The sequence below is a fragment of the Rhodococcus kronopolitis genome (assembly GCF_042654025.1).
In the GTDB taxonomy this organism is placed as follows: Bacteria; Actinomycetota; Actinomycetes; order Mycobacteriales; family Mycobacteriaceae; genus Rhodococcus_G; species Rhodococcus_G kronopolitis.
Map to the genome: position 1 here is coordinate 416599 of NZ_JBHSFO010000003.1, position 23999 is coordinate 440597.

Annotated in this window: 22 protein-coding genes; 9 read left to right on the plus strand and 13 right to left on the minus strand. The window is 71.9% G+C overall.

Annotation, left to right across the window (positions count from 1 at the left end; all coding sequences use genetic code 11):
* Window positions 1–54 precede the first annotated feature (54 nt).
* On the minus strand, window positions 55–1041 hold the full coding sequence (zapE, locus tag ACFO6S_RS08525) for a cell division protein ZapE (RefSeq protein ID WP_378415931.1): 987 nt from the start codon (window positions 1039–1041) through the stop codon (window positions 55–57).
* An 84-nt stretch (window positions 1042–1125) separates the two neighbouring features.
* On the opposite strand from zapE, the gene ACFO6S_RS08530 reads away from it, so the two are divergent.
* Window positions 1126–1734, plus strand: coding sequence for a TetR/AcrR family transcriptional regulator (locus ACFO6S_RS08530; protein ID WP_378415933.1), 609 nt, complete (start codon window positions 1126–1128; stop codon window positions 1732–1734).
* Between the two features lie 11 nt (window positions 1735–1745).
* Here ACFO6S_RS08530 and ACFO6S_RS08535 read toward each other — a convergent pair whose 3' ends face one another.
* The 7 genes from ACFO6S_RS08535 to ACFO6S_RS08565 form a co-directional block, all read right to left on the minus strand.
* The gene (locus tag ACFO6S_RS08535) at window positions 1746–2120 is read right to left on the minus strand and encodes a RidA family protein (protein WP_378415935.1); all 375 of its coding nucleotides are present in this window, start codon (window positions 2118–2120) and stop codon (window positions 1746–1748) included.
* An 89-nt stretch (window positions 2121–2209) separates the two neighbouring features.
* Complete coding sequence (locus ACFO6S_RS08540; RefSeq protein ID WP_378415937.1) at window positions 2210–3382, minus strand: lipid-transfer protein; 1173 nt, start codon at window positions 3380–3382, stop codon at window positions 2210–2212.
* The gene (locus tag ACFO6S_RS08545) at window positions 3379–3819 is read right to left on the minus strand and encodes a MaoC family dehydratase (protein WP_378415938.1); all 441 of its coding nucleotides are present in this window, start codon (window positions 3817–3819) and stop codon (window positions 3379–3381) included. The genes ACFO6S_RS08540 and ACFO6S_RS08545 overlap by 4 nt, the downstream gene beginning before the upstream one ends.
* The gene (locus ACFO6S_RS08550) at window positions 3816–4880 is read right to left on the minus strand and encodes a bifunctional MaoC family dehydratase N-terminal/OB-fold nucleic acid binding domain-containing protein (RefSeq protein ID WP_378415940.1); all 1065 of its coding nucleotides are present in this window, start codon (window positions 4878–4880) and stop codon (window positions 3816–3818) included. Before ACFO6S_RS08550 ends, ACFO6S_RS08545 begins: the two co-directional genes overlap by 4 nt.
* Complete coding sequence (locus ACFO6S_RS08555) at window positions 4877–6025, minus strand: acyl-CoA dehydrogenase family protein (RefSeq protein ID WP_378415942.1); 1149 nt, start codon at window positions 6023–6025, stop codon at window positions 4877–4879. Before ACFO6S_RS08555 ends, ACFO6S_RS08550 begins: the two co-directional genes overlap by 4 nt.
* Entirely contained in the window at window positions 6010–7107 is a 1098-nt protein-coding gene (locus ACFO6S_RS08560; RefSeq protein ID WP_378415944.1) for an acyl-CoA dehydrogenase family protein, read from the minus strand. Before ACFO6S_RS08560 ends, ACFO6S_RS08555 begins: the two co-directional genes overlap by 16 nt.
* 124 nt (window positions 7108–7231) lie before the next feature.
* Window positions 7232–9382 (minus strand): acyl-CoA dehydrogenase family protein, encoded by a 2151-nt coding sequence (locus ACFO6S_RS08565; protein ID WP_378415946.1) that lies wholly within the window; start codon window positions 9380–9382, stop codon window positions 7232–7234.
* Between the two features lie 166 nt (window positions 9383–9548).
* On the opposite strand from ACFO6S_RS08565, the gene kstR reads away from it, so the two are divergent.
* Together kstR and otsB are read left to right on the plus strand one after the other, a co-directional pair.
* On the plus strand, window positions 9549–10214 hold the full coding sequence (gene kstR, locus ACFO6S_RS08570; RefSeq protein WP_378415948.1) for a cholesterol catabolism transcriptional regulator KstR: 666 nt from the start codon (window positions 9549–9551) through the stop codon (window positions 10212–10214).
* Window positions 10215–10271: 57 nt separating this feature from the next.
* Window positions 10272–12836 carry a trehalose-phosphatase gene (gene otsB, locus ACFO6S_RS08575; protein WP_378415950.1) on the plus strand — a complete coding sequence of 855 codons (2565 nt, stop codon included), beginning with the start codon at window positions 10272–10274 and terminating at the stop codon, window positions 12834–12836.
* Window positions 12837–12860: 24 nt separating this feature from the next.
* Here the strand turns inward: otsB and ACFO6S_RS08580 are convergent, their stop codons facing one another.
* Entirely contained in the window at window positions 12861–13949 is a 1089-nt protein-coding gene (locus ACFO6S_RS08580; protein ID WP_378415952.1) for a LacI family DNA-binding transcriptional regulator, read from the minus strand.
* An 86-nt stretch (window positions 13950–14035) separates the two neighbouring features.
* Between ACFO6S_RS08580 and ACFO6S_RS08585 the strand changes: the two genes are divergently transcribed.
* From ACFO6S_RS08585 to ACFO6S_RS08605, 5 genes are all read left to right on the plus strand, one after another.
* Window positions 14036–15091: a metal ABC transporter solute-binding protein, Zn/Mn family gene (locus ACFO6S_RS08585; RefSeq protein WP_378415954.1), complete on the plus strand. Its 1056-nt coding sequence runs from the start codon at window positions 14036–14038 to the stop codon at window positions 15089–15091.
* Between the two features lie 83 nt (window positions 15092–15174).
* On the plus strand, window positions 15175–15999 hold the full coding sequence (locus ACFO6S_RS08590) for a metal ABC transporter ATP-binding protein (RefSeq protein WP_378415955.1): 825 nt from the start codon (window positions 15175–15177) through the stop codon (window positions 15997–15999).
* On the plus strand, window positions 15996–16883 hold the full coding sequence (locus tag ACFO6S_RS08595; RefSeq protein WP_378415957.1) for a metal ABC transporter permease: 888 nt from the start codon (window positions 15996–15998) through the stop codon (window positions 16881–16883). Before ACFO6S_RS08590 ends, ACFO6S_RS08595 begins: the two co-directional genes overlap by 4 nt.
* A gap of 126 nt (window positions 16884–17009) precedes the next feature.
* A complete protein-coding gene (locus tag ACFO6S_RS08600) occupies window positions 17010–17768 on the plus strand; it encodes a LamB/YcsF family protein (RefSeq protein ID WP_378415959.1) in 759 nt (252 codons plus the stop codon).
* Window positions 17768–18385, plus strand: a complete 618-nt coding sequence (locus ACFO6S_RS08605) for a 5-oxoprolinase subunit B family protein (RefSeq protein WP_378415960.1) — start codon at window positions 17768–17770, stop codon at window positions 18383–18385. Before ACFO6S_RS08600 ends, ACFO6S_RS08605 begins: the two co-directional genes overlap by 1 nt.
* A gap of 68 nt (window positions 18386–18453) precedes the next feature.
* Here the strand turns inward: ACFO6S_RS08605 and ACFO6S_RS08610 are convergent, their stop codons facing one another.
* Window positions 18454–19851, minus strand: coding sequence for an MFS transporter (locus tag ACFO6S_RS08610; RefSeq protein WP_378415962.1), 1398 nt, complete (start codon window positions 19849–19851; stop codon window positions 18454–18456).
* 61 nt (window positions 19852–19912) lie between these two features.
* Window positions 19913–20602: a ZIP family metal transporter gene (locus ACFO6S_RS08615; protein ID WP_378415964.1), complete on the minus strand. Its 690-nt coding sequence runs from the start codon at window positions 20600–20602 to the stop codon at window positions 19913–19915.
* 49 nt (window positions 20603–20651) lie between these two features.
* Here ACFO6S_RS08615 and ACFO6S_RS08620 point away from each other — a divergent pair, with 49 nt between their 5' ends.
* Window positions 20652–21509, plus strand: a complete 858-nt coding sequence (locus tag ACFO6S_RS08620; RefSeq protein WP_378415966.1) for a 5-oxoprolinase subunit C family protein — start codon at window positions 20652–20654, stop codon at window positions 21507–21509.
* Between the two features lie 90 nt (window positions 21510–21599).
* On the opposite strand, the gene rlmB is transcribed toward ACFO6S_RS08620, so the two are convergent.
* Window positions 21600–22583: a 23S rRNA (guanosine(2251)-2'-O)-methyltransferase RlmB gene (gene rlmB / locus ACFO6S_RS08625; protein ID WP_378415968.1), complete on the minus strand. Its 984-nt coding sequence runs from the start codon at window positions 22581–22583 to the stop codon at window positions 21600–21602.
* Window positions 22583–23992 (minus strand): cysteine--tRNA ligase, encoded by a 1410-nt coding sequence (cysS, locus tag ACFO6S_RS08630; RefSeq protein ID WP_378415970.1) that lies wholly within the window; start codon window positions 23990–23992, stop codon window positions 22583–22585. Before cysS ends, rlmB begins: the two co-directional genes overlap by 1 nt.
* Between the last annotated feature and the right edge of the window lie 7 nt (window positions 23993–23999).

The following is a 23999-nucleotide window of genomic DNA, read 5'->3' on the forward strand; positions in this document are numbered from 1 at the left end:
CAGCGGTATCCGATCGGCCCGCCGAACTGCCGGGGATCCGGCACCCTCACCGGCTCAGCGCAGCAGCGCGAGCCGACTGCGGGCCCGGGCCAGGTCCGGGACGGCCTCGGGGTCGCCGCCGTCCACGTGCGTTCGATCCGGGGTGCGCCAGTCCGAGCCGACCACGGTCAGCGACGCGTCCCGGTCGTGCAGGACGTCGACGAGCGTGCAGAACCGTTGCACGCCGTCCGGGGTGGCCCGGCCGATCGACGGGACGCCGCTGACCACCCAACGGCGATGGATCGCCACGAGCCCCAGGTAGTCCTGCGCCGACGTCGGCCGCTCACAGAGGTCGTCGAAGTCGAACCAGACCAGCTCGCCGCGGACGGCCCTGGCGGTGATCGCGCGCCCGGCGTCCAGGCCGACCGCGGTCCGTTCGTGCGGGTGCGGCACGTCGAGCGCGTCGGCGTCGGGCAGGTAGCGGCCCGACGCGAAGCCGCCGCGAGTCCGCTCGCCGAGCCGGTAGTCGCGATCGCCGGCCAACTCGATCACGTCGAGCCGACTCGTCAGCTCCGCGATCGTCGGCAGGAACCAGTCGTGGAAGAGCGGATTGGGCAGCAGACCGTCCGGCGGGTAGTTCGAGGTGACCACCAGCGCCACCCCGCGGTCCCCGAGCAGCTGCACCAACCGGGTGAGCAGGGCGCCGTCGCCGACGTCGTGCACGTGGAACTCGTCGAAGAACAGCACGTCGCAGTCGCCGAGCAGACTCGCCAACGCGCGCTCGATGCCCAGCTCGTGGGTCAGCCGGTGCAACTGGCGGAAGAACTCGTGGAAGTGCACCCGCCGGGTGGACCGGCCGACGAGGCCGCCGCGGAAGGTGTCCATCAGCCAGGTCTTCCCGCGTCCGACCGGCCCCCACAGGTAGACGCCGCCACCGCCCCGCAGCGTGGCCGCCGCGAGCCGGTCGGCGACCGCGCGCTGGCCGTGGTCGAGTTGGAAGCCCGCGGCCGCGGCGGCCCGCTCGAACGTCCCGGGAACAATGGTCGGTGGTGTCCGTCGCATGGCAGCGACTCTACGAATGTAGAGTGGGCATCTCAACGAGAGACATGTCTCAGTGCGAGACCTTCGGAACAGGAGCCGACGACCATGGCGAGCGACACGGGCCGGCACGCACGGATCGCGGACGCCGTGCTCGACATCGTTGCCGCGGAGGGCATCCGGGCCCTGACCCACCGGGCAGTGGACCGACACCTCGGCCTGCCGAACGGGTCCACCTCGTACTACTTCCGGACCAAACGCGAACTGCTGGTTGCCGCGGTCGAGCAGCTCAACGCCACCTCGCGGCGCGACTTCGAACGGTCCCGGCTCACCCGACCCCCTGCCGAGCTGCCGGCCCTCGCGGAGCTCGCGCGCGACATCGGCGCCGCCCTCGACGCGATGCTCGTCGGCCGCGTGCGCGACATCCGGGCCCGGTACGCGCTGACGCTGGAGATGGTGAACGACAAGGAGATCCAGCAGGCGCTGGCAACCAGCATCTTCTCCCAGCCGCTGGGCGCCGCACTGGTCCGAGACCTGGGGTCCGCTGACCCCGAGGTCGACGGCGCCAACTTCGTGGCCCTGTGCGAGGGGCTGGTGTGGGAACGCTCGGTCGGCGCACAGGCACTGACGGGACCGGCGCCCGGGTCGGCCGCGAGCGCACGCGAGCTCACGGCGGCGGTCGCGACGTACCTCAGGGGCGTGGCCGCCGGACGCTGAAGTCGGGCGTCTCAGTCCCGGGCGCGGGCGACTGCCTTGATCTCCACCAGGGTGCCGACCATGGCCAGGGCCGCGACGCCGACCGCGGTCCAGGCAGGCCGGTTGTCGCCCTGGAACTCAGCCTTGGCCGCCAGGAACTCCGACAGGTGCTGCGGGTAGTCGGTGTGGAAGGTGGTCAGCTCGACCACGTCGGCGGGCGTGCAGCCCTGCCGTTGCAACACCTCGCGCAGCGTGTCGAAGGCCAACCGGTACTGCCGCTCGGGGTCGGCGGGCACGGTGCCGTCGTCCTCGAGTCCGACCTGGCCGGAGAGGAACCAGAGGTCGCCGGCGCGGACTGCGTCCGAGTAGCCGAACTCCTCCTCCCAGCCCTTGTTCCCCTGCCCCATGCGATTTCCCTTCTCCCGGAAACGAGTGTGGCCGTGGGCATCTGAAATGCCCACGGCCACGCTCGGTCGTCAATGCGGTGGTCGAACCCTCAGGCGGTGAGCACCAGGCCCGAGGTCGGCACGCCGGTGCCTGCGGTGACCAGCAGCTGGGACGCGCCCGGCACCTGGTTGACGGCGGTGCCGCGGATCTGACGGACGCCCTCGGCGATGCCGTTCATGCCGTGGATGTACGCCTCGCCGAGCTGGCCGCCGTGCGTGTTCAGCGGCAGCTTCCCGCCGATCTCGAGCGCACCCGGCTCGCGCACGAAGTCCTTCGCCTCGCCGCGCTTGCAGAACCCGAGGTCCTCGAGCTGCATCAGCACGTACGGGGTGAAGTGGTCGTAGAGCACCGCCATGTCCATGTCCTCCGGACGCAGACCCGACTGGTCCCACAGCTGGTTGCCGACGAGCTCCATCTCGGGGATGCACGCGAGGTCGTCGCGGTAGTAGCTCATCATCGTGTACTGGTCCTTGCCGCTGCCCTGGGCCGCGGCCGCGATGGAGACCGGCTTCTGCTTGAGGTCCTTGGCCCGCTCGGCCGAGACGACGACGATCGCGATGCCGCCGTCCGACTCCTGGCAGCAGTCCAGCAGGTGCAGCGGCTCGGCGATGAACCGCGAGTTCTGGTGGTCCTCGAGGGTGATCGGCTTGCCGTAGAAGAACGCATTCGGGTTGGTCGCCGCATGCTTGCGGTCGGCGACGGCGATCCGACCGAAGTCCTCACTGGTGGCGCCGTACTGGTGCATGTACCGGCGGGCCATCATCGCCACACTGCCCGCGGGCGTGCTCAGCCCGTGCGGGTAGGAGAAGGCGTAGTCCGCACCCGAGGAGTTCACCTGGTTGACCAGGCCGGAGTCGACCTGGCCGAACCGGTGCCCGGAACGCTCGTTGAACGCCCGGTAGGCCACCACCACGTCGGCGACGCCCGAGGAGACGGCCAGCGCCGCCTGCTGGATGGTCGCGCAGGCCGCGCCGCCGCCGTAGTGGATCCGGCTGAAGAACTTCAGTTCCGGGATGCCCACCGCGCGGGCGACGGCGGTCTCGGTGTTGGTGTCCATCGTGAACGAGACCAGGCCGTCGACCTCCGCGGGCGTCAGGCCCGCGTCGGCGAGGGCGAGGCTCACGGCCTCCGCGGCGAGCCGGAGTTCGCTTCGCCCAGAGTCCTTCGAGAAGTCGGTGGCGCCGATGCCGACGATCGACGCCTTGCCGGACAGGCCGCTCATGCGGGGCTCCCCACTGCGCTAGACGAAACCGTGCCGTCCATGACCAGCCGGACGGTGGAGGTGATGTGCTTGCCCAGCGAGTCGCTGCCGACGACGGCCAGGGTGACCAGCCCGTCCTCGATCGACTCGACAGTGCCGGTCAGCGTCAGGGTGTCGTAGGCGTACCACGGCACGCCGAGACGCAACGCGATCGACTTGACGACGGCCTTCTGCCCCGCCCAGTCCGTGACGTAGCGCTGCACCAGGCCGGTGTCCGTCAGGATGTTGACGAAGATGTCCTTGGAGCCGCGCTGCTGCGCGAGGTCCCGGTCGTGGTGCACGTCCTGGAAGTCGCGGGTGGCCAGCGCCGTCGACACGACGAACGTCGGCGTCCCCTCGACGACCAGCGCCGGGAGCGTGTCGCCGACCGCGACGGCGGGCGGGTTCAGCGGGGTCATCGACTCTCCTCGGAACTGATGCGATCGACGGGCCGCCACGCGTACAGCGTCCAGGCGCCCTTGGCACTGTCGTCCGGGTCGGCCGGGAAGTCGAGGAAGTCCACCTCGACGCTCTGGCCGATGGCGACGGTCTCGGGGTCTGCGCCGCGCAGCTCGCCGAGCATCCGCACACCCTCCTCCAGCTCGACCAGCGCGATGACGAACGGCAGCGGTCGACCCGGCACCTTCGGCGCGTGGTGCACGACGAAGCTGAACACCGTGCCGCGACCGGAGGCCACCACGTAGTCGGTGGTCTCGCCCTTGGGCTTCCACAACGCGGGCACCGGCGGGTGCTGCAGCGAACCGTCGGGACGCTGCTGCAGGCGCAGCTCGTGCGCGGCCACGCCCTCCCAGAAGAACTGCGTGTCCCGCGACGCGGCCGGCCGCATCATCCGGGTGCCGTCGAGGTCGTCGACCGGGTCGCCGCTGGCCGAGGTGGCCACGGCCGCGGCCTCGGGATCCACGGCCTCCGCCTTGGCCGGGGGCGCGAACTTGAGGATGCGGAAGAGCATCTCGGCGACGACCTCGTCGCCCACCTTCCACAGGTTCCGGGTGGTGAAGAACCAGCCCTCCCCCAGCCCCGTCTTCTTCGGCCCCACAACGTCTTCGAGAACCGACTCGATGGTGACCTCCTCGCCCGGGGCGAGGTAGCGGTGGTAGGTCTGATCGCAGTTCGTCGCGACCACGGAGGTGTACCCGGCATCGTCGAGGATCTGCGTCATCGCGCCCAGCGGGTCGTCCTCCTCGCGGACCGCACCGAGGCCGCGCATGGTCCAGACCTGCGCCATCGCGGGCGGCGCCACCACACCGGCGTGGCCGGCGGCGCGGGCCGCGTCCTCGTCCACGTAGATGGGGTTCTCGTCGCCGATCGCCTCGACCCAGTTGCGGATCATCGGCAGGTTGATCGGGTCACGCCCGGCGCGGGGCTTGCTCGCCCCGCCGTCCCGAACCCGCTGCGCGGCAGCCAGAATCGAGGCTTCCCGCTCGGTCGCCTCGGTGCTCGTCGTCACGTTCTCGCTCACCTCGGCACCTTCGGCAGCTTGAGCCCGGCCATCGCGATGAGCTCACGCATGACCTCGTTGACGCCGCCGCCGAACGTGATCACCACGTTCCGCTTGACCTGCACGTCCAGCCAGCGCATCAGGTGCGCGGTCTCCGGGTCACCCGGGTCGCCGTGCGCCCCGACGATCTCGTCGGCGATCCGCCCGACCCGCTGAATGCGTTCGGTGGCAAAGACCTTCGTCGCCGACGCATCGGCGATGTCGACGTCGCCGGTGGCCGCGGCCACCTGCCAGTTCAGCAGCTCGTTGAGCCGGTAGGTCGCGTGGATCTCGCCGAGGCCGCGCTGCACGTCGGGCTCGCCGAGCAGGTCGCGCTTGGCGGCCCACTCGTGCACCTTCTCGTACAGCCCGGCGACCCGGCCCGCGGGTCCGAGCATGACGCGCTCGTGGTTGAGCTGGGTGGTGATGAGCTTCCACCCCTTGTTCTCTTCTCCGACAAGCATGCTCGCGGGCACGCGGACGTCGGAGTAGTAGGTGGCGTTGACGTGGTGCGCGCCGTCGGCGGTGATGATCGGGGTCCAGGTGAAACCCGGGTCCGTGGTGTCGACGATCAGGATCGAGATGCCGCGGTGCCGCGAGTCCGCGTCACCGGTCCGCACCGCGAGCCAGATGTAGTCGGCGTCGTGGCCACCGGTGGTGAAGATCTTCTGTCCGTTGACGATGTACTCGTCGCCGTCCCGGACCGCCGTGGTGCGCAGCGCCGCCAGGTCGGTCCCGGCCTCGGGCTCGGAGTAGCCGATCGCGAAGTGGACCTCGCCGGCCAGGATCGCGGGCAGGAACTTGCGCTTCTGCTCCTCGGTTCCGTAGGTCTGGAGCGTCGGGCCGACCGTCTGCAGGGTGACCGAGGGCAGCGGAACGTCGGCTCGCACGGCCTCGTTCACGAAGATCTGCTGCTCGATCTCGCCGAAGCCCTTGCCGCCGTACTCCGTCGGCCAGCCGACGCCGAGCCAGCCGTCCTTGCCCATCCGGCGGATCACCTCACGGTAGGTGGGTCCGTGCCGCTCGGTGAGCATCACCTCGGCCTCCTCCGGGGAGATCAGTCCGGAGAAGTAGCGGCGGAACTCCGCCTGCAGCTCACGCTGTTCGGGTGTCAGATCGATGAACACCGGGCCCCCACGAGGTCGAGTCGGGACGAGGCGCCGCCGATGAGGCGCGCCAGGTCTTTGGCAATCGAGAAGTAGCGGTGCATCGGGTACGTGACGTCGACGCCCAGACCGCCGTGCAGGTGGTGCAGGGTGCGCATCGCGGCGGGCACCTCGGCGGCGATCCAGTAGGACATCACCTCGAGGTCGTCGTCCGCGTCGGCCAGCGTCCGGTCGCTGTCGGCGTCCAGTCCCTCAGCCACCCGCCAGCCCGACGAGAGCGCCGAGACGTGCAGGGTGCGGGAGGTGACGTAGACGTCGGCGATCTGCTGCGCGACGGCCTGGAACATGGCCAGCGGCTTGCCGAACTGTTCCCGGGTACGCAGGTGGTCCGCGGTCAACGTGGTGGCGCCGGCGAGCAGTCCGTCCGCGTAGGCACCGATGCAGGCCAGGGCGATCCGGTACAGGGTGGCGTTGTCGCCGCCCAGCACCTCGCCCGCAGGCACCCGGACACCGTCGAGCCGCACCGAGAACTCGGGGGCACCCGAGGAGGTGGCACTCTTGGCGAGGGTCACGCCGGGGGCGTCGGGCGCGACCAGCACCACGCCCGCGTCGGTCGGCACCAGGATCCGGTACGCCAGGTCCGCGAACTGCACCGCGACCTTGAGCCCGGTGACGACCACACCGTCACCGTCGTCGGCGGCCACGGCCGTCGTCGCCGGAGCGAGCGGGAACGCCGCGCCCGGTTCGGCCAGCGCCGCGGTGAGCACCCGGCCACCGGAGACCCGCTCCAGCAGCACGTCCTGCTGCTCGGCGGTCCCCAGCGCGAGCACCGGCAGCACGCCGAAGCCGAGGGTGGCGAGGGCAGGCACCGGGGCCGCGCCGCGACCGAGCTCGGTCAGCACCGCCGCCACCTCGGCCAGGCCGAGTCCGTCACCGCCGAGCCGTTCGGGCACCGCCAGCGAAAGCATGTCCGCCTTCGCGAGCGCCGCCCACAGTGCGGGGTTGAACCCGCTGGTGTCGGCAGGATCGGAGACCTCGCGGGCGAGCAGCCCGACGACGATCTCCGCCACCGTTTCCTGAGTCTGGTCCTGAGAGAAATCCACGCTTGACAATCCCGCCTACGAGGTTAGAACGTGTTCTAGTTGTATCAGTTTCTGGGTATCGGAACAATGCCCGCCCGGCCCGGGAACGCGTACCCGGGCCGGGCGGGAACTGGTCTCGCGAGCGCTAGTCCCGGGGCAGACCCAGGATCCGCTCCGCCGCCACCGTGAGCAGGATCTGCTCGGTACCGCCGGCGATGGACAGGCATCGGGTGTTGAGGAACTCGCGCGAGAGCGGTCCCTCGACCGCACCCGCGGTGCCTGCCAGTTCGAGGGCGAACTCCGCGACCGCCTGCCGGTGCCGGACGCCGACCAGCTTGCGCACGCTCGACGCCGGGCCGGGGTCCTGGCCATCGAGCTGACGCAGGGTGGTCCGGTGCTCGAGCAGCGAGCCCACCATCGCCTCGCCGATCAGGAAGCCGATCCGGTCCTCGGTGACCGCGTTGGCGCCGCCGGCGCGGGCGAGGTCGAGCAGTTCCTCCATCGCCTTGCCCAGCGACGAGCCGCCGCTCATCGCGATCCGCTCGTTGGCCAGGGTGGTGCGGGCCAGCTTCCAGCCGCCGTTGACCTGCCCGACCACGCAGTCGTCGGGGACGAAGACGTCGTCGAGGAAGACCTCGTTGAACAGCGCGTCACCGGTGATCTCACGCAGCGGCGAGATGCGGATGCCTGCGCTGCGCATGTCCACCAGGAAGTAGGTGATGCCCTTGTGCTTGGGTGCGTCCTTGTCGGTACGGGCCAGGCAGATCGCCCAGTGCGCCTCGCGGGCCAGCGACGTCCAGACCTTCTGCCCCTGCAGCTTCCAGCCGCCGTCGACCTTCTCGGCGGTGGTCCGCAGCGCGGCCAGGTCCGATCCCGCGCCGGGCTCGGAGAACAGCTGGCACCAGATCACGTCGCCGCGCAGGGTGGGCACCGCGAAACGCTCGATCTGCTCCGGTGTGCCGTGCTCGAGGATGGTCGGCACCGCCCACCAGCCGATCACCAGGTTGGGGGTCTCGAGGCCCGCGCGGACGGTCTCCTCGCCGATCAGGATCTGCTCGGCGGCCTTGGCCGACTTGCCGTACGGCTGCGGCCAGTGCGGCGCGAGGTAGCCGGACTCCGCGAACGCCACCCGACGCTCCTCGTCGGCCAGCGCGGCGACGGCCTCGAGCTCGGCGCGCACGCCGGCCCGCTGCGACTCGAGGTCGCCGAGTTCGATGGTCAGGTGCCTGCGGTCGCCGGCCAGGGTCAGTTCCGCGACGCGGGCCCGCCAGGCCGCCCCGCCGCCCAGCAGCGCCCGCAGCGAGAGCACCCGACGCAGGTAGAAGTGCGCGTCGTGCTCCCAGGTGAAGCCGATGCCGCCGAGCACCTGGATGCAGTCCTTGGCCGTGTCGACCGCGGCGTCGAGCGCGACCGCGGCCGCGACCGCGGCGGCGATCGGCAGCTCGTCGTCGGTCTCCGCCGCGACAGCGGCGTCCCAGGCGACGGCCCGGGCCTGCTCGACGCGGCAGAGCATCTCCGCGCACAGGTGCTTGACCGCCTGGAACGAGCCGATCGGCTTGCCGAACTGCTCGCGGATCTTCGCGTACTCGACCGCGGTCCGCAGGCACCAGCCGGCGATCCCGGCGGCCTCGGCCGCGGCCAGGGTGGCGGCCAGGTCACGCACCAGGCCCGGCCGGACCCCGGTGAGCACCCGATCCGACGGCACGCTCACGCCGTCGAGCCGGACGGTGGCGAGCGGGACGCTCAGGTCCACGTTCTCGACCGCCTCGACGGTCAGGCCGTCGCTGTCGGCGTCGAGCAGGCACCACACGGTCTCGCTGCCGCGGGCGGCGGGCAGCAGCACCGAAACGCCGGGCGCGCCGCCGAGCGCGAAGCCCGCGTCGCCGCGCAGCACCAGGTTGCCGTCGGCGTCCGGCTCGGCCGTCACCGCGCCGTCGAGCACCACGCCCACCGGTCGCTGACCCTCCGCCAGCTCCGGGCCCCAGGTCTTGGCGGCGGTCTCGCCGCTGCGCCCGACCACCAGTGCGGCCAGCGCCGTGGACAGCACCGGCCCGGCGGCCAGCTCGGCGGCGGCCTGCTCGAGCATCACCGCGAGGTCGACGATCTCGCCGTCCGCGCCGCCCACCTCCTCCGCCTGCGCGACCATGAACACCCCGAGTTCGGCGAGCGCCGACCAGTGCGTCCGCCAGGAATCCGCTTCGTCCGATCGCAGAGTCTCGATAGGATTGACCGAGCGGGCCCAGGACTGGATCGATTCCTGGACGGCGCGCTGCTCGTCGGTCGTGGCGATGGTCACAAGAAGGGCCAACCTTTCAGAACTGTCAGAGTCTGCACCTGACAAAATCGTGTAGAACGTGTTCTAATCTCTTAATCGGTCCATAGTCAAGACCAGGACCGCTGCAGTCAAGACCGGGACCGAAAAACGCCGGTTCCAGAACACACCTATGCCAAGGATTTCGTCGATGACCTCCTCATCTCGTACACGTTCGGCGGGCAAAGTCGCCGCAAACAATGCGACCGTGACGACGCTGACCGACGATGACCTCAGTTCGAACGCACAACGCGACCGTCGCAAGCGCATCCTCGACGCCACCCTCGTGCTGGCCTCGAAGGGCGGCTACGAGGCCGTACAGATGCGCGCCGTGGCCGAGCGCGCCGACGTCGCGGTGGGCACCCTCTACCGCTACTTCCCCTCGAAGGTGCACCTGCTGGTCTCCGCGCTCGCCCGCGAGTTCGAGAAGATCGACACCCGCAAGAAGGGCATGCCGCCGGGCGAGAGTCCGATCGAGCGGATGACCATGATCCTCGGCCAGATCACCCGGGCCATGCAGCGTGAGCCGCTGCTCACCGAGGCGATGACCCGCGCGTTCATGTTCGCCGACGCGTCCGCCGCCGCGGAGGTCGACCAGGTCGGCAAGCTGATGGACTCGCTCTTCGCCCGCGCCATGAGCGACACCGAACCCACCGAGGAGCAGCTCGCGATCGCCCGCGTCATCTCCGACGTGTGGCTGTCGAACCTGGTGGCCTGGCTGACCCGCCGCTCCTCGGCCACCGACGTCGCCAAGCGCCTCGCGCTCACCGTCGAACTGCTGCTCGGCGGCGGCTACCAGGATCCCGCCAAGGCCTGAGTGGCGTTCGCGTCCTGAATACCGATCGCACGCACTTTCCTAAGTAGACTTCGCACGGTGAGTGCGCAAGACCTACCTCTCGAGCTCCGACGTCGCCTGATCGCCGTCGCCAGGACGCCGCGCCTGCTGGTGGCGTCGGACTACGACGGCACCATGGCGCCGATCGTGTCCGACCCCGCCAAGGCGTTCCCCCATGCCGAGTCGGTGCGGGCGCTGCGGGCGCTCGCGAGCCTGCCCGCCACCGACTCCGCGGTGATCTCCGGGCGGGCGCTGCGGGACCTGGCGATGCTCTCGCGGCTGCCGGTCGAAGTGCAGTTGGTGGGCAGTCACGGCTCCGAGTTCGACGTCGGGTTCGTCCACGAGATCAACGACGACGCCAAGCGCCTGCTCCGGGAGATCACCCGCGAGCTGCAGGTCATCGCCTCCGCCGGGGCCGGTCTGACCGTCGAGACCAAGCCGGCCAGTGCCGCCCTGCACGTGCGCAACGCCGAACCCGCGGTGGCCGACGCCGCGCTCGCCCGGGTCCGCGGCGGCGCCGCCACCTGGGACGGCGTGCAGGTCACGGACGGCAAGGCCGTCATCGAACTCGCCGTGATCGCCACCGACAAGGGCGAGGCCCTCGACATCATCCGGCACCGGGTCGGTGCCTCGGCCACGGTGTTCTTCGGCGACGACGTCACCGACGAGAAGGCCTTCCGCCGGCTGGCGGGACCCGACCTCGGGGTGAAGGTGGGCACCGGCGAGTCGCTCGCCGAGTTCCGGGTCGGGACCACCGAGGACGTCGGCACCGCGCTGGCGTTCCTGTTCGAGGAGCGGCGCGCCTGGCTGCACGGGGACAGCGCCGCCCCGATCGAACGACTCACGATGCTGGCCAGCCCGCGCTCGGTGGCCCTGGTCACCCCCGACGCGTCGCTGAGCTGGCTGTGCCACCCGGAACCGGACTCCGCCGCCATGTTCGCCCACCTGCTCGGCGGCGCCCAGGCCGGTCACTTCACCGTGGCGCCGCAACGCGCCGCGCTGCCGCTGAGCCAGCGCTACGTCGACGGCACCATGACCGTGCAGACCCGGTGGGCGAGCCTGCAGGTCACCGACTACCTGCCGCACGACGTGCCGTCCGACCGGACCGACCTGACCCGGGTGATCACCGGCCAGGCCAGGGCCGTCGTCACCTTCGCCCCGCGTCCCGAGTTCGGGCAGGTACAGGTCCAGCTCGAGCGGGAGGAGAACGGCCTGCGGGTCTACGGCACCAACGATCCGGTGGTGCTGCGGTCGCCCGGCGTCGACTGGGAGATCACCAGCGACGGGGTGCAGCAGACCGCGACCGCGGTCGTCGACCCGTCGTCCGGCCCGATCGTGCTCGAACTGCGCTGCGGCACCTCGGATCTCGACCCGTCGGCGACGCCGGAGCCCGAGCGTCGGGCGGCCGCCGAGTCGTACTGGCGGGACTGGGCGCAGGGTCTGGCGCTGCCGCCGCTCAAGCCCGACCTGATGAAGCGCTCGGCACTGACCCTGCGCGGGCTGGTGCACGCCGAGTCCGGGTCCATCCTCGCGGCGGCGACCACGTCGCTGCCGGAGGAAATCGGCGGCGTCCGCAACTGGGACTACCGCTACTGCTGGCTGCGCGACGCCTCACTGACCGCGTCCGCGCTGGTCTCCCTGGGCTCGCTCGCCGAGGCCGAGAACTTCCTCGCCTGGGTGCACCGGGTGCTCGAGACGGTGCCCGGCCCGGAGCGGCTGCACCCGCTGTACACGATCTACGGCTCCAGCCTGCCGCCCGAGGCGGTCCTCGACACGCTGCCCGGGTACGCCGGGTCCCGTCCGGTGCGGGTCGGCAACGCCGCGAACTCGCAGGTGCAGCTGGACGTGTTCGGGCCGATCGTGGACCTGATCTCGCATCTCGCGCACGCCCGCGAGCGGCAGGGCATCTCCAGCACCCTGACCGACGCCGACTGGGACCTGGTGTGCGCCATGGTTTTCGCCGTCGAGCGCCGGTGGTCCGAGCCCGACAACGGCATCTGGGAGATCCGCGGCAACCCGCGGCACCACGTGTACTCGAAGGTCATGTGCTGGGTCACCGTCGACCGCGCGCTGACCCTGGCGCGGCAGTTCGGGCGGGACGCCGAACCCGGCTGGGAGACCCTGCGCGCCGAGATCGCCGACGAGGTCAAGGACCGGGGCTGGAGCGACCGCGCCAACTCCTACACCGCGGCCTACGACGGCACCGACCTCGACGCGGCCACGCTGCACATCGGCCTGGCCGGCCTGATCGACCCGTCCGACCCCCGGTTCGCCGCCACCGTCACCGCGACCGAGGCCGAGCTGCGGAGCGGTTCGACCGTGTACCGGTACCACCACGACGACGGCCTGCCCGGCGGCGAGGGCGGATTCCACCTGTGTGCGGCCTGGCTGATCGAGGCCTACCTGCTGACCGACCAGCTCGCCGACGCGGAGGCCCTGTTCGCGCAGCTGGTGGCGGCGGCCGGACCGACCGGGCTGCTCAGCGAGGAGTACGACCCCGTCGCGGAGCGCTCGCTGGGCAACCATCCGCAGGCCTACAGTCACCTCGGCCTGCTGCGGTGCGCGCAACTGCTCAGCGAGGCCCGGGCCCAGTCCGTCGGTTAGGCCGCCCGGCCCGGGTCGGAGGTGCTACGACCCGGGCGGTGCCGCGGTGTGACCGCGCAACAGCTCGGTGTCGAGCATCTCGACCGTCGCGACCCCGGAGTGCGACGCGGTGAGCAGCAGCGCCCCGGCCCGGCGGCCCTTCTCCTCGGCGGGCTGGCGGACGGTGGTGAGCCCCTCGCGGAGGGCGTCCTCGATGCCGTCGAACCCGGTGATCGACAGCTGCCCGGGCACGTCGATGCCCCGGCCGCGGGCGTAGTCCAGGGCCCCGAGCGCGAGCACGTCGGTGGTGCACAGCAGCGCGGTGATCCGCGGGTTCAGGGTCAGCGCCTGCTCGGCGGCGGAGTGACCGGCCGGCCCGGAGTGCTCGGCCCGCTCGATCACCGTCAGCGAGTGCGGGTCCAGCCCGGCGGCGGTCAGCGCGTCACGGATCCCGGCGATGCGTTCGCGCTGCACGTGGAAGTTCGGCGAGTTCAACCGTTCGCCCTCGACGAGCCCGTTCCGGATGTCGCGACCCAGACGCATGCACAGGACGCCGAAGCTCGTGTGCCCCAGCGAGATCAGGTACTCGGCCACCTTGCGCATGGCGCCGCGGTCGTCGATGCCGACCAGCGAGGCACCTGCGATCTCGCGAGGCTGGTCGCACACCACCATCGGCATCCGGCGCCCGCGTACCGCCGCGAGGTACGGGTCGTCGTCGGCGACGGAGTACACCACGAAGCCGTCCACCCCGGCCTGCTGCACCACGGCGGCCGCGTCCACGTCCTCGCGCCCGGGCCCCGCCGGCACCAGCAACAGGCCGTGGCCGGCCTCCTCGCAGGACTCCGCGAGCCCCGCCAGGAAGCTCATCGCGGCCGGGTCCCGGAACGAGTAGCTCAGCGCCTCGGTGAGCAGCAGGCCCACCGCGCCGGCCTTGCGGGTGCGCAGCGAACGGGCCACCGGGTCGGGCCCCGGATAGCCGCGGCGCCTGGCCGCGTCGAACACCCGCTCGCGCAGCTCGGCGGAGAGCTGGTCGGGACGGTTGTAGGCGTTGGAGACGGTGGTGCGGGAGATCTTCAACTCGGCCGCGAGCGACGCCAGGGTGGCCTGACGATGCGGATGACGGGACCGGGGCATAGCTCGGACGGTACTGAACGCGGCGGTGACGGGAACCACGACCCCGCTAATAGACAACGGAAACGGTTTCCATTAATATTTGGAGAATGCCTCAGCCAGCCCCGACCCGCTCTCACCGACGCACTCTCGGCACCGCCGTCGGGCTCGCAGTGGCCGCCGCGCTGACCCTCGGCGCCTGCTCCACCGCCGCCGGCGTGAACTCCGCCGACCCCGTCGAGCCCGGCCAGCGGGTGAGCATCGTCGCGTCCACCAACGTGTGGGGCTCGGTCGCCGCCGCCGTCGCCGGGGACCGGGCGGACGTCGTCTCGATCGTCTCGGACCCAGCCGCGGACCCGCACTCCTACGAGGCCAGCCCGCGCGACGCCGCCCGGCTCACCGATGCGCACCTGGTGGTCTACAACGGCGGCGGGTACGACGGCTTCCTCGACGACATCCTCGCCAGCATGCCCGACAAGTCGACGGTCGACGCGTTCTCGCTGCACGGCTCGGCGACCGACCTGCACGGTGAGCACTCCCCCGCCGCCGAAGCCGCACCGGCCGCCGAGACCGCACCGGCTGCCGAGGAACACCCGGAGGCCGACGGGCACGACCACGACCACGACCACGGCGGGGTGAACGAGCACGTCTGGTACGACATCGCCACCGTCGACGCCGTCGCGCAGCGGATCGCCACCGAGCTCGCCACGCTGGACCCGACGAACGCCGCAGCCTACGCCGCCAACGCCGACGACTTCCACGACGAGCTGCACCGGATCACCGCCGTGACCGACTCGATCGCGAAGGCGCACCCGCAGGCCCCGGTCGCGCAGACCGAGCCGATCGCGCACTACCTGTTGGCCGCGGCGGACCTGCACGACCAGACCCCCGAGGACTTCACCCGGGCCATCGAGGAGGGCAACGACCCGCCGCCCGCGGCGATCGCTGCCACCCGGGAACTGTTGGCAGACAAGAAGGTAGACGCGTTGATCTACAACAGCCAGACCCAGGACCGGGTGACCCAGAGCGTCCGCACGGCCGCCGAGTCCGCGGGCATCCCGGTTGTCGAGGTGAGCGAGACGCTGCCCGAGGGCGTCACCTACGTGCAGTGGCAGGCCGAGACCGCCGCCGCCCTGGCCGCCGCGCTCGACGGCAGCACCCGGTGAGCGACGCCACGCCGGATCCCGTCGTCGACCCCGCGGTGGAACCGGCAGTTCAACCCCCGGTGGAACCGGCAGTTCAGCCCCCGGTGGAACCGGCAGTTCAGCTCAGCGGCGCCGAGCTCGCGTACGGCTCGCGCACCCTGTGGTCCGGCCTGGACCTGCAGGTGCGGCCCGGCGAGTTCGTGGCCGTGCTCGGGCCCAACGGCTCGGGCAAGACGTCTCTGCTCAAGGTCCTGCTCGGCCAGGTACCGCTGTCCGGCGGCAGCGTCCGGATCGCAGGCACGCCCGCGCGCGCCGGGAACTCCCACGTCGGGTACATCCCGCAGCAGAAGACCATGGACGAGGGCCTGCCGCTGCGCGGCCGCGACCTGGTCGGCCTCGGCGTGGACGGACACCGCTGGGGCACCGGCTTCCGCGGCCGTCGGGCCCGCCGCGCCATCGTCGACGCCGCCATCACGCAGGTGGGTGCGCAGGCCTACGCCGACGCCCCGGTCGGCTCGATGTCCGGCGGTGAGCAGCAGCGGCTGCGGGTGGCGCAGGCCCTCGTCGGCGACCCGAAGGTGCTGCTGTGCGACGAGCCGCTGCTGAGCCTGGACCTGGCCAACCAGCACCGGGTCTCCGACCTGATCAACCAGCGCCGGCTCGACCACCAGACCGCGGTGCTGTTCGTGACCCACGAGATCAACCCGATCCTGCCGCTCGTCGACCGGGTCCTCTACCTCGTCGACGGCCGGTTCCGGATCGGCACGGCCGCAGAGGTGATGACCTCGGAGGTGCTCTCCGAGCTGTACCAGACCGATGTCGAGGTGCTGCACGTGCGCGGGCGACTGGTCGTCGTCGGCACCGGCGACGCCATCGACGCCCTCGGCAGCGCGGGCGGCGAAGGCATCCACCACGAGGACCACGAATGAACGAGAAGCTCTCCGAGGCGCTGTCGCTGATGTTCGACTGGCAGGCCACCGTCGACCTGCTGCACTACGACTTCGTCCTGCAGGCCCTGCTCGCCGCCGCCATCCTCGGGCTGCTCGCGGGCGCGATCGGACCGCTGATCATCAGCAGGCAGATGTCGTTCGCCGTGCACGGCACCAGCGAACTGTCGCTGACCGGCGCCTCCGCCGCACTGCTCGCCGGACTGAGTGTCGGCGTCGGCGCCATCCTCGGCTCGGTGGTCGCGGCGGTGCTGTTCGGGTTGCTGGGTTCGAAGGCCCGCGAACGCGATTCGGTGATCGGCGTGATCATGTCGTTCGGGCTCGGCCTGTCCGTGCTGTTCATGTGGCTCTACCCCGGCCGCACCGGCACCAGTTTCTCGCTGCTGGTCGGCCAGATCGTCGGCGTCGGCAACAGCGGGCTGCAACTGCTGCTGGTGTGCGCGGTCCTGGTGCTCGCGGTGCTGCTGGTGGTGTACCGGCCGCTGCTGTTCGCCAGCACCGACCCGGAGGTCGCCCGGGCCCGCGGCGTGCCGATCCGGGCCCTGTCGATCGTGTTCGCCGTGCTGGTCGGCGTTGCCGCCGCGTTGGGCGTGCAGATCGTCGGGGCCCTGCTGGTGCTCTCGCTGCTGATCACCCCCGCGGCCGCGGCCGCCCGGATCACCTCGAACCCGCTGCGCACCACGCTGTTGTCCATCCTGTTCGCCGAGACCGCGGCGGTCGGCGGCATCCTCCTGTCGCTGGCGCCCGGCGTTCCGGTGTCCACCTTCGTCACCGGCATCTCGTTCGTGATCTACCTGATCTGTCGGGTGGTGGGTTCGCGACGCGGCCACAACAGCGGTCGGATCGTGGCCCCGGCCGCCGCCTGACCCGTCTCGCACACCCCTGCTGCTCGGCCATACATGCGCGTTGCCCGCGCACCGGGGGTGTGCGGGCGACACGGAGCGTGTGCCGGCGCGGGGACCGTCGACGTCATCGGCGCCTAGGATTCGGCCATGGCGTCAATCGACTTGAACAGCGATCTCGGCGAGAGCTTCGGGGCCTGGCGGCTCGGTGACGACGACGCCATGCTCGACCTGGTCAGCAGCGCGAACATCGCGTGCGGCTTCCATGCCGGCGACCCGACCACCCTGCTGCGCACCTGCCGCGCGGCGGGCGAGCGGACGGTCCGGATCGGCGCGCAGGTCGGCTACCGGGACCTGGCCGGCTTCGGGCGGCGTTTCCTCGACGTCGCCCCCGCCGACCTCACCGCCGACGTGATCTACCAGATCGGCGCTCTGGACGGCCTGGCCCAGACCGTCGACTCCGCGGTCGCCTACCTCAAGCCGCACGGGGCCCTGTACAACGCGATCGTGCACCACCGTGAGCAGGCCCGCGCCGTGGTCGCCGCCGTGCTCGCCTACGACCCCACCCTGCCGGTGCTCGGGCTGCCAGGCTCGGTGTTCCTCGTCGAGGCGGAGGCCGCCGGACTGCGCACGGTGGCCGAGGCGTTCGCGGACCGCGCCTACACCGCTACCGGGGAACTGGTGCCGCGCACCGAACCCGGTGCGGTGCTCACCGATCCCGCGCACGTCGCCGACCGGGTACTCCGGATGGTCGACCGCGGCGAGATCGTGGCCGCCGACGGCACGGTACTGCCGGTCGCTGCCGAATCCGTCTGCGTGCACGGCGACTCCCCGTCCGCGGTGGCCATGGCCGACGCCGTCCGGACCCGGCTGGTCGCGTCGGGCATCGGCGTGGAACCGTTCGTCTGATGCGCCTGCTCGACGCCGGCGACAGCGCGGTGCTGGCAGAGTTCGACGACCTGGACTCGGTGCTCGCCCACTACCGGGCGCTCGACGCCGACCGCGTCGAAGGCATCGTCGACGTCGTCCCGGCGGCCCGTACCGTCCTGGTGCGATTCGACAGTGCACGGACCGACCGGGCCCGAATCACCCGCTGGCTGACCGAGACCCGGCCGGTCACCGGCGCCGAGTCCACCGCGACCGAGGTCGAGGTGGTCCGGATCGAGGTCCGCTACGACGGCCCCGACCTGTCGGAGGTCGGGGAGCTGACCGGGCTCGGGGCGGACGGCGTCGTCGCCGCGCACACCGGCCGCGACTGGACGGTGGCCTTCGCCGGATTCGCCCCGGGGTTCGGCTACCTGGTCGGCGGCGACCCGCGGCTGCAGGTGCCGCGACGGACGGTGCCGCGCACCGAGGTACCGGTCGGCGCGGTCGGCCTGGCAGGCGAGTTCTCGGGCGTCTACCCGCGCGCCTCGCCCGGGGGCTGGCAGCTGATCGGCAGCACAGCCGCACCGATGTGGGACGTCGACCGCGATCCGCCGGCGCTGCTGCGGCCGGGCGCGACGGTTCGCTTCGTCGCCCTCTGACCCCGCCGAGTGTGCAGTTCTCGTCGCTTCACCTGGGGTCGATGCCCCGGCAACTGCACGCTCGACGGCTACCGGACCGGCACCGCCCGCCAGGCCAGCGGCGCCGCGCACGCGGCCAGCACCGCGACGGTCCCGAACAACAGCTGCGCCGACCCGACCGTCGAACCGCCGAGGTTGACCAGCACCCCGGCCAGCGCGGACCCGAACGCGTTGGACACCAGCTGCACGGTGTTGATGGCCGCGGCCGCCCGGCCGCCCTCCACCGGGTCGTCGGTGCTGCCCATCACCAGCGCGGACAGGTGCGGCCAGGCCATTCCGATGCCGGCGCCCGCCACCACCAGCGCCAGGGCCCAGACCGCGATCACCGACCCGGACGCGGCGTCCCGCTGCGTCGACGCCGCGGTCAGGAAGCCGAGCGCGACCATCGCCGGACCCGCCACCAGGACCGCCCGCACCGCCCGCGGCCGCGCCGCGCCCGCGCTGGAGATCTCGCCGATGGTCCAGCCGACCGCCAGCGCGGAACCGAGGAAGCCGGCGGCGATGGGCGTCAGACCGCCGAGCCGCTGACCGAAGAGCGGCACGAAGGTCTCCGCGGTGGAGGCGATCGCAAGCAGCACGATGGTCAGGTAGCACCACTTGAGCGTGTTGCCTGCGACGAAGGTGACGGCCGGCAGCACCCGCACCGCCGCGCGCCGCTCGAGCACCACGAACACCACCAGCAGGCCTAGACCGGCCAGCACCCCGGCGCCCGCCACCCCGACGCGGGTGGCCAGGCTCGCCACGCTCACCACCAGTGCGGCGGAGGCGAGCAGCAGCATCGACCGGACCGGGATCGCCTCCACCGCCGCCTCGGCGACCCGCTCGCCGGGGATGTACCGGGGCACCAGCGCGGCCAGCGCCAGGGCGAGCACCGCGAGGGTGACGAAGGCCAGCCGCCACACCCCGAACTGCGCGAACACCCCGCCCACCGCCGGGCCCACGAAGGTGCCGATCCCCCACATCGCGGAGACCAGTGCGGACGCCCGCGACCACAGCCGGGCCGGCAGCACCGAACGGATCAGCGCGTACGCGAGTCCGCTGAGCAGCCCGCCGCCGAAGCCCTGCAGTGCCCGGCCGAGCAGCAGCACCAGCATGTCCGGGGCCGCCGCGCACACCAGCGTGCCTGCGGTGAACAGCCCGATCGCGCTCAGGTAGGCCCAGCGTGGCCCCACCCCGGCCAGCAACCGGCTGACCAGGACCGCCGAGACCACCGAGGCCACCAGGAAGATCGTCGCCGCCCAGGCGAAGTAGCGTTCGCCACCGATGTCGTCGACGGCCGAGGGCAGCAGGCTCGCGGTGAGGTAGATGTTGACGGCGTAGAGCGCGACGCCGCCGGCGAGCACCACCATGGCGCCGAGGTACTCGGGGCCGAGAAGTTGCCGCCAGCCGCGCTCGGCGGAATCGGACCCGTGGTCGGTCGAATGCATTCCGCCACGCTAGAACCTCGAGGTCGGTCGGGGTCAATTCGCGAGGTCGCGGGGCAGGCGTTCAGCCGCCGAGGGCGAAGGCCACCAGGAACCCGAGCGCGGTGGACAGCCCCACCCACCAGCCGCCCTCCCGGTAGGCCTCCGGCATCAGCGAGTCCGCCAGCACGGCGATCGTCGCGCCGCCCGCGAACGCCTGGATCACCGCGATGTGCCGGTCGCTGATCGAGTCGGCCGCCGCGTTCGCGGCGACCACCACCAGTACCAGCACCACGGCCGTCACCGCCCACAGCAGCAGCGTCCGGCGCGGGTCGAACCGATGCTGGGCCCGCATCGACGCGGCCCCGGCCACCGCCTCGGGGACGTTGCCGACCGCCACCGCCACCAGCAGCACCAGGCCACCTCCCCCGCCGAGCGAGACGCCGAGCGCGGTGTTCTCCGGGATGCCGTCGAGCAGGGTGCCGAGCATCAGCGCCCACCCCAGGGCCGCCGCTCCGAGCTTGTTCTCGATGAGGTGATCCGACACCACGTAGACGAAGGCGCCTGCGATCAACGCGGTCCCGGCGACCGCCACCCCCTCGGCGTCGAACGCCGGCTGGAACAACTCGGTGGACACCGCGGCCACCATGGTGCCCGCGCCGAACGCCATCAGCGCGGCGAGCAGCGGCCGCGGCAGGTCGTACCGCAGGCCGATCAGCGCACCGAGGAACAGCGGCACGGCCGTGCCCAGCCCGTACAACGCGGCGGTCAGCATCCGCCGATCGTAGTGCGGCGCCGATCACCGGTGAGGGACACTCGATGGTGTGGCGTGGCTGGAGGTGCTTCGTACCGGGGTGTTGGTCACGGTCCAGGACCGTGGCCGCCCCGGATTCGGCGCGCTCGGAGTCGGGGCGTCCGGCGCCGCCGACCTGGACTCGCACGAGTGCGCAAACCGACTGGTGGGCAACGACGCTCGGGCGGCGACCCTGGAGATGACGTTCGGCGGGCTGCGGGTGCGCGCGATCGGGTCGGTGACGGTCGCGGTCGCCGGGGCCCGGGTGGACCTGAGTGTCGGCGGTACGCCGCGGGGCGACTTCGCCGCGGTGCACCTGGCCGACGGCGACGTGCTGACGGTCGGCCGCGCCGTCGGCGGGCTGCGCAGCTACCTCGCGGTGCGGGGCGGGATCGCGGTGGCGCCGACCCTCGGCAGCCGGGCCAGCGACACCCTCGCCGGCCTCGGTCCGCCGCGGGTCCAGGTCGGCGACCGGCTGCCGGTCGGCGACGCGACCGGGGACTGGCCGGCGCAGGACTTCGTCCCGCCGCCGCCCGCCCGGTCCGGACCGACACGGCTGCGGCTGCGCCTCGGACCGAGATCGGACTGGTTCACCGCCTCCGCGCTCGACGCGCTGTTCGGGCAGGAGTGGGCGGTCTCGCCCGACAGCAACCGGGTGGGGGTGCGACTGCACGGCCCGGTGCCGCTGGCGCGGGCACAAGGCGCCGAGCTGCCGAGCGAGGGGATGGTGCGTGGGGCACTACAGGTGCCGACCGGCGGCCAGCCGGTGCTGTTCCTGGCGGACCACCCGGTGACCGGGGGCTACCCGGTCATCGCGGTGGTGGCGGACGCCGATCTCGGCGCGGCCGGGCAGCTGGTGCCCGGCGGCGCGGTGCGCTTCGTCCGGTGACGCGGCCGGACCTGATCCCGTAGACCCGGGCCGCAAACCAGTGCGCCGCTGTGGTCGTCGAGACCACAGCGGCGCACGGAGCGTCGAACGTCAGCGGCGGCGCTGGCGCGCGATGTCGGCGAGCACCACACCCGCGGCGACGGACGCGTTGAGAGACTCCACCGGGCCCGCCATCGGAATGCTGAGGATCGAGTCGCAGTTCTCCCGGACCAGGCGCGAGAGGCCCTTGCCCTCGGATCCGACCACGATCACGACCGGGCCGGTGCCGTCGTACTGGTCGAGGGTGGTGTCGCCGCCCGCGTCGAGCCCGACGATCTGGACGCCCTTGGCCGCCCAGTCCTTCAGGGTCCGGGTGAGGTTGGTGGCCTGCGCGATCGGCAGCCGCGCCGCGGCACCGGCGCTGGTGCGCCACGCGACGGCGGTGACGCTGGCGCTGCGGCGCTGCGGAATCACCACGCCGTGCCCACCGAAGGCCGCCACCGACCGCACCACGGCGCCCAGGTTGCGCGGGTCGGTGATGTTGTCCAGCGCGACCAGCAGCGCGGGCTCCTGCTGCTTGCGGGCCTCCGCGATCAGGTCGTCGGGATGGGCGTAGCGGTACGGCGGCACCTGCAGGGCGACGCCCTGGTGCAGACCGTTGGCGCTCATCCGGTCCAGGTCGGACCGCGGGACCTCGAGGATCGAGATGTTGGCCTCGGCCGCGAGCTGCACCGCCTCCTTGAGGCGGTCGTCGCTCTCGGTGCCGACGGCAACGTAGAGCGCGGTCGCCGGGACGCCTGCGCGCAGGCACTCGACGACGGGATTGCGGCCCAGCACGTTCTCGGGACCGGCGTCTCCCTTGCGCGGGGAACCGCCGCGGCCACGGGGCGCGCTGCCACCGGTGCGGCCGGCGTCCGCGGCCTTGGCCGCGGCCCGGGCCCGCTTGGCGGCGGGGTGCTTGGTGCGCTCGATCGCGGGCGGGGTAGCCCCACGGCCCGCGAGGCCGCGGCGGCCGCCACCGCCTGAGCCGACTACCTGGCCCTTCTTGGTGCCCGACTTGCGGACTGCACCGCGCCTGCTCGAATTGCCAGCCATCACTGCCCTGCTTCGTTGTGGTTCGTCTGAACGGCCCACTCGGGCCCGTTCGGTGTATCGGTGACCTCGATGCCCGCCGAGGCGAGCCGGTCCCGAATCTTGTCGGCCGTCGCCCAGTCCTTGTCGGCCTTGGCCTGCTGCCGTGCTTCCAGGTTCGCACGAACCAGCACGTCGAGCGCGTCGTGCAGCGCGGAGCCGTCGCCCGCGCCCGAGACCCAGTGCGGATCGAGTGGGTCCACCCCGAGGATGCCCATCATGGCGCGCACCTGCCCGGCGATCGCGACCGCCGACTCCAGGTCGCCCGCGGCCAGCGCCCGGTTGCCCTCGCGCTGACGGCCGTGGATCTCGGCGAGCGCCTTGGGCACCCCGAGGTCGTCGTCGAGTGCGGCCGCGAACTCCGCGGTCCACTTTCCGACCGGGACCTCCCCCGCACGTTCCTGCGTCTTGAGCACGAACGCCTCGATACCCCGGTAGGTCTCCGCCGCCACGTCGAGCGCATGGTCCGAGTACTCGAGCATGGAGCGGTAGTGGGCGCCGCCCAGGTAGAACCGAAGCTCCTGGGGCCGGACCCGCTTGAGGACGTTGGGCACCGACAGCACGTTGCCGAGGGACTTCGACATCTTCTCGCCGCCCATGGTCACCCAGCCGTTGTGCAACCAGTACTGCGCGAAGCCGTCGCCCGCGGCGCGGCTCTGTGCGAGCTCGTTCTCGTGGTGCGGGAACACCAGATCCAGTCCGCCGCAATGGATGTCGAACGCCGCCCCGAGGTAGGCCTCGGCCATCGCCGAGCACTCCAGGTGCCAGCCGGGCCTGCCGCGGCCCCACGGCGTCGGCCAGGACGGCTCACCCGGCTTCTCCGCCTTCCACAGCGTGAAGTCCCGCGGGTCGCGCTTGCCCTCCGCGGCGCTCTCGCCCTGGTGCACGTCGTCGAGCTTGTGCCCGGACAGCGCGCCGTAGCCGGGGTAGCTCCGGACGTCGAAGTAGACGTCGCCGGCGGCGGCGTAGGCGTGTCCGGCGTCGATCAGCCGCGCCATCAGCTCGACCATCTGCGTGACGTGGCCGGTCGCGCGGGGCTCCGCGGACGGGGCCAGCACCCCGAGCTGGTCGTAGGCCCAGCTGAAGGAGCGCTCGTAGGTCGCCGCCCACTCCCACCAGGGTCGGCCGGCCTCTGCGGCCTTGTTCAGGATCTTGTCGTCGATGTCCGTGACGTTCCGGACGAAGGCGACGTCGTAGTCGTGCGCGAGCAACCAGCGCCGCAGTACGTCGAACGCGACACCGCTGCGGACGTGACCGATGTGCGGCTCACCCTGCACGGTCGCGCCACACAGGTATACCGACGCGTGTCCGGGGGCCAGCGGTACGAACTCACGCAAGGCCCGCGCTTCGGTGTCGAATAGGCGCAGAGTCACGACGTGC

Coding starts and splice junctions, on each gene's coding strand:
- zapE (WP_378415931.1), bottom strand. CDS start 1,041: ATGCGACGGACACCACCGACCATTGTTCCCGGGACGTTCGAGCGGGCC.
- ACFO6S_RS08530 (WP_378415933.1), top strand. CDS start 1,126: ATGGCGAGCGACACGGGCCGGCACGCACGGATCGCGGACGCCGTGCTC.
- ACFO6S_RS08535 (WP_378415935.1), bottom strand. CDS start 2,120: ATGGGGCAGGGGAACAAGGGCTGGGAGGAGGAGTTCGGCTACTCGGAC.
- ACFO6S_RS08540 (WP_378415937.1), bottom strand. CDS start 3,382: ATGAGCGGCCTGTCCGGCAAGGCGTCGATCGTCGGCATCGGCGCCACC.
- ACFO6S_RS08545 (WP_378415938.1), bottom strand. CDS start 3,819: ATGACCCCGCTGAACCCGCCCGCCGTCGCGGTCGGCGACACGCTCCCG.
- kstR (WP_378415948.1), top strand. CDS start 9,549: ATGACCTCCTCATCTCGTACACGTTCGGCGGGCAAAGTCGCCGCAAAC.
- ACFO6S_RS08580 (WP_378415952.1), bottom strand. CDS start 13,949: ATGCCCCGGTCCCGTCATCCGCATCGTCAGGCCACCCTGGCGTCGCTC.
- ACFO6S_RS08585 (WP_378415954.1), top strand. CDS start 14,036: ATGCCTCAGCCAGCCCCGACCCGCTCTCACCGACGCACTCTCGGCACC.
- ACFO6S_RS08595 (WP_378415957.1), top strand. CDS start 15,996: ATGAACGAGAAGCTCTCCGAGGCGCTGTCGCTGATGTTCGACTGGCAG.
- ACFO6S_RS08600 (WP_378415959.1), top strand. CDS start 17,010: ATGGCGTCAATCGACTTGAACAGCGATCTCGGCGAGAGCTTCGGGGCC.
- ACFO6S_RS08605 (WP_378415960.1), top strand. CDS start 17,768: ATGCGCCTGCTCGACGCCGGCGACAGCGCGGTGCTGGCAGAGTTCGAC.
- ACFO6S_RS08610 (WP_378415962.1), bottom strand. CDS start 19,851: ATGCATTCGACCGACCACGGGTCCGATTCCGCCGAGCGCGGCTGGCGG.
- ACFO6S_RS08615 (WP_378415964.1), bottom strand. CDS start 20,602: ATGCTGACCGCCGCGTTGTACGGGCTGGGCACGGCCGTGCCGCTGTTC.
- rlmB (WP_378415968.1), bottom strand. CDS start 22,583: ATGGCTGGCAATTCGAGCAGGCGCGGTGCAGTCCGCAAGTCGGGCACC.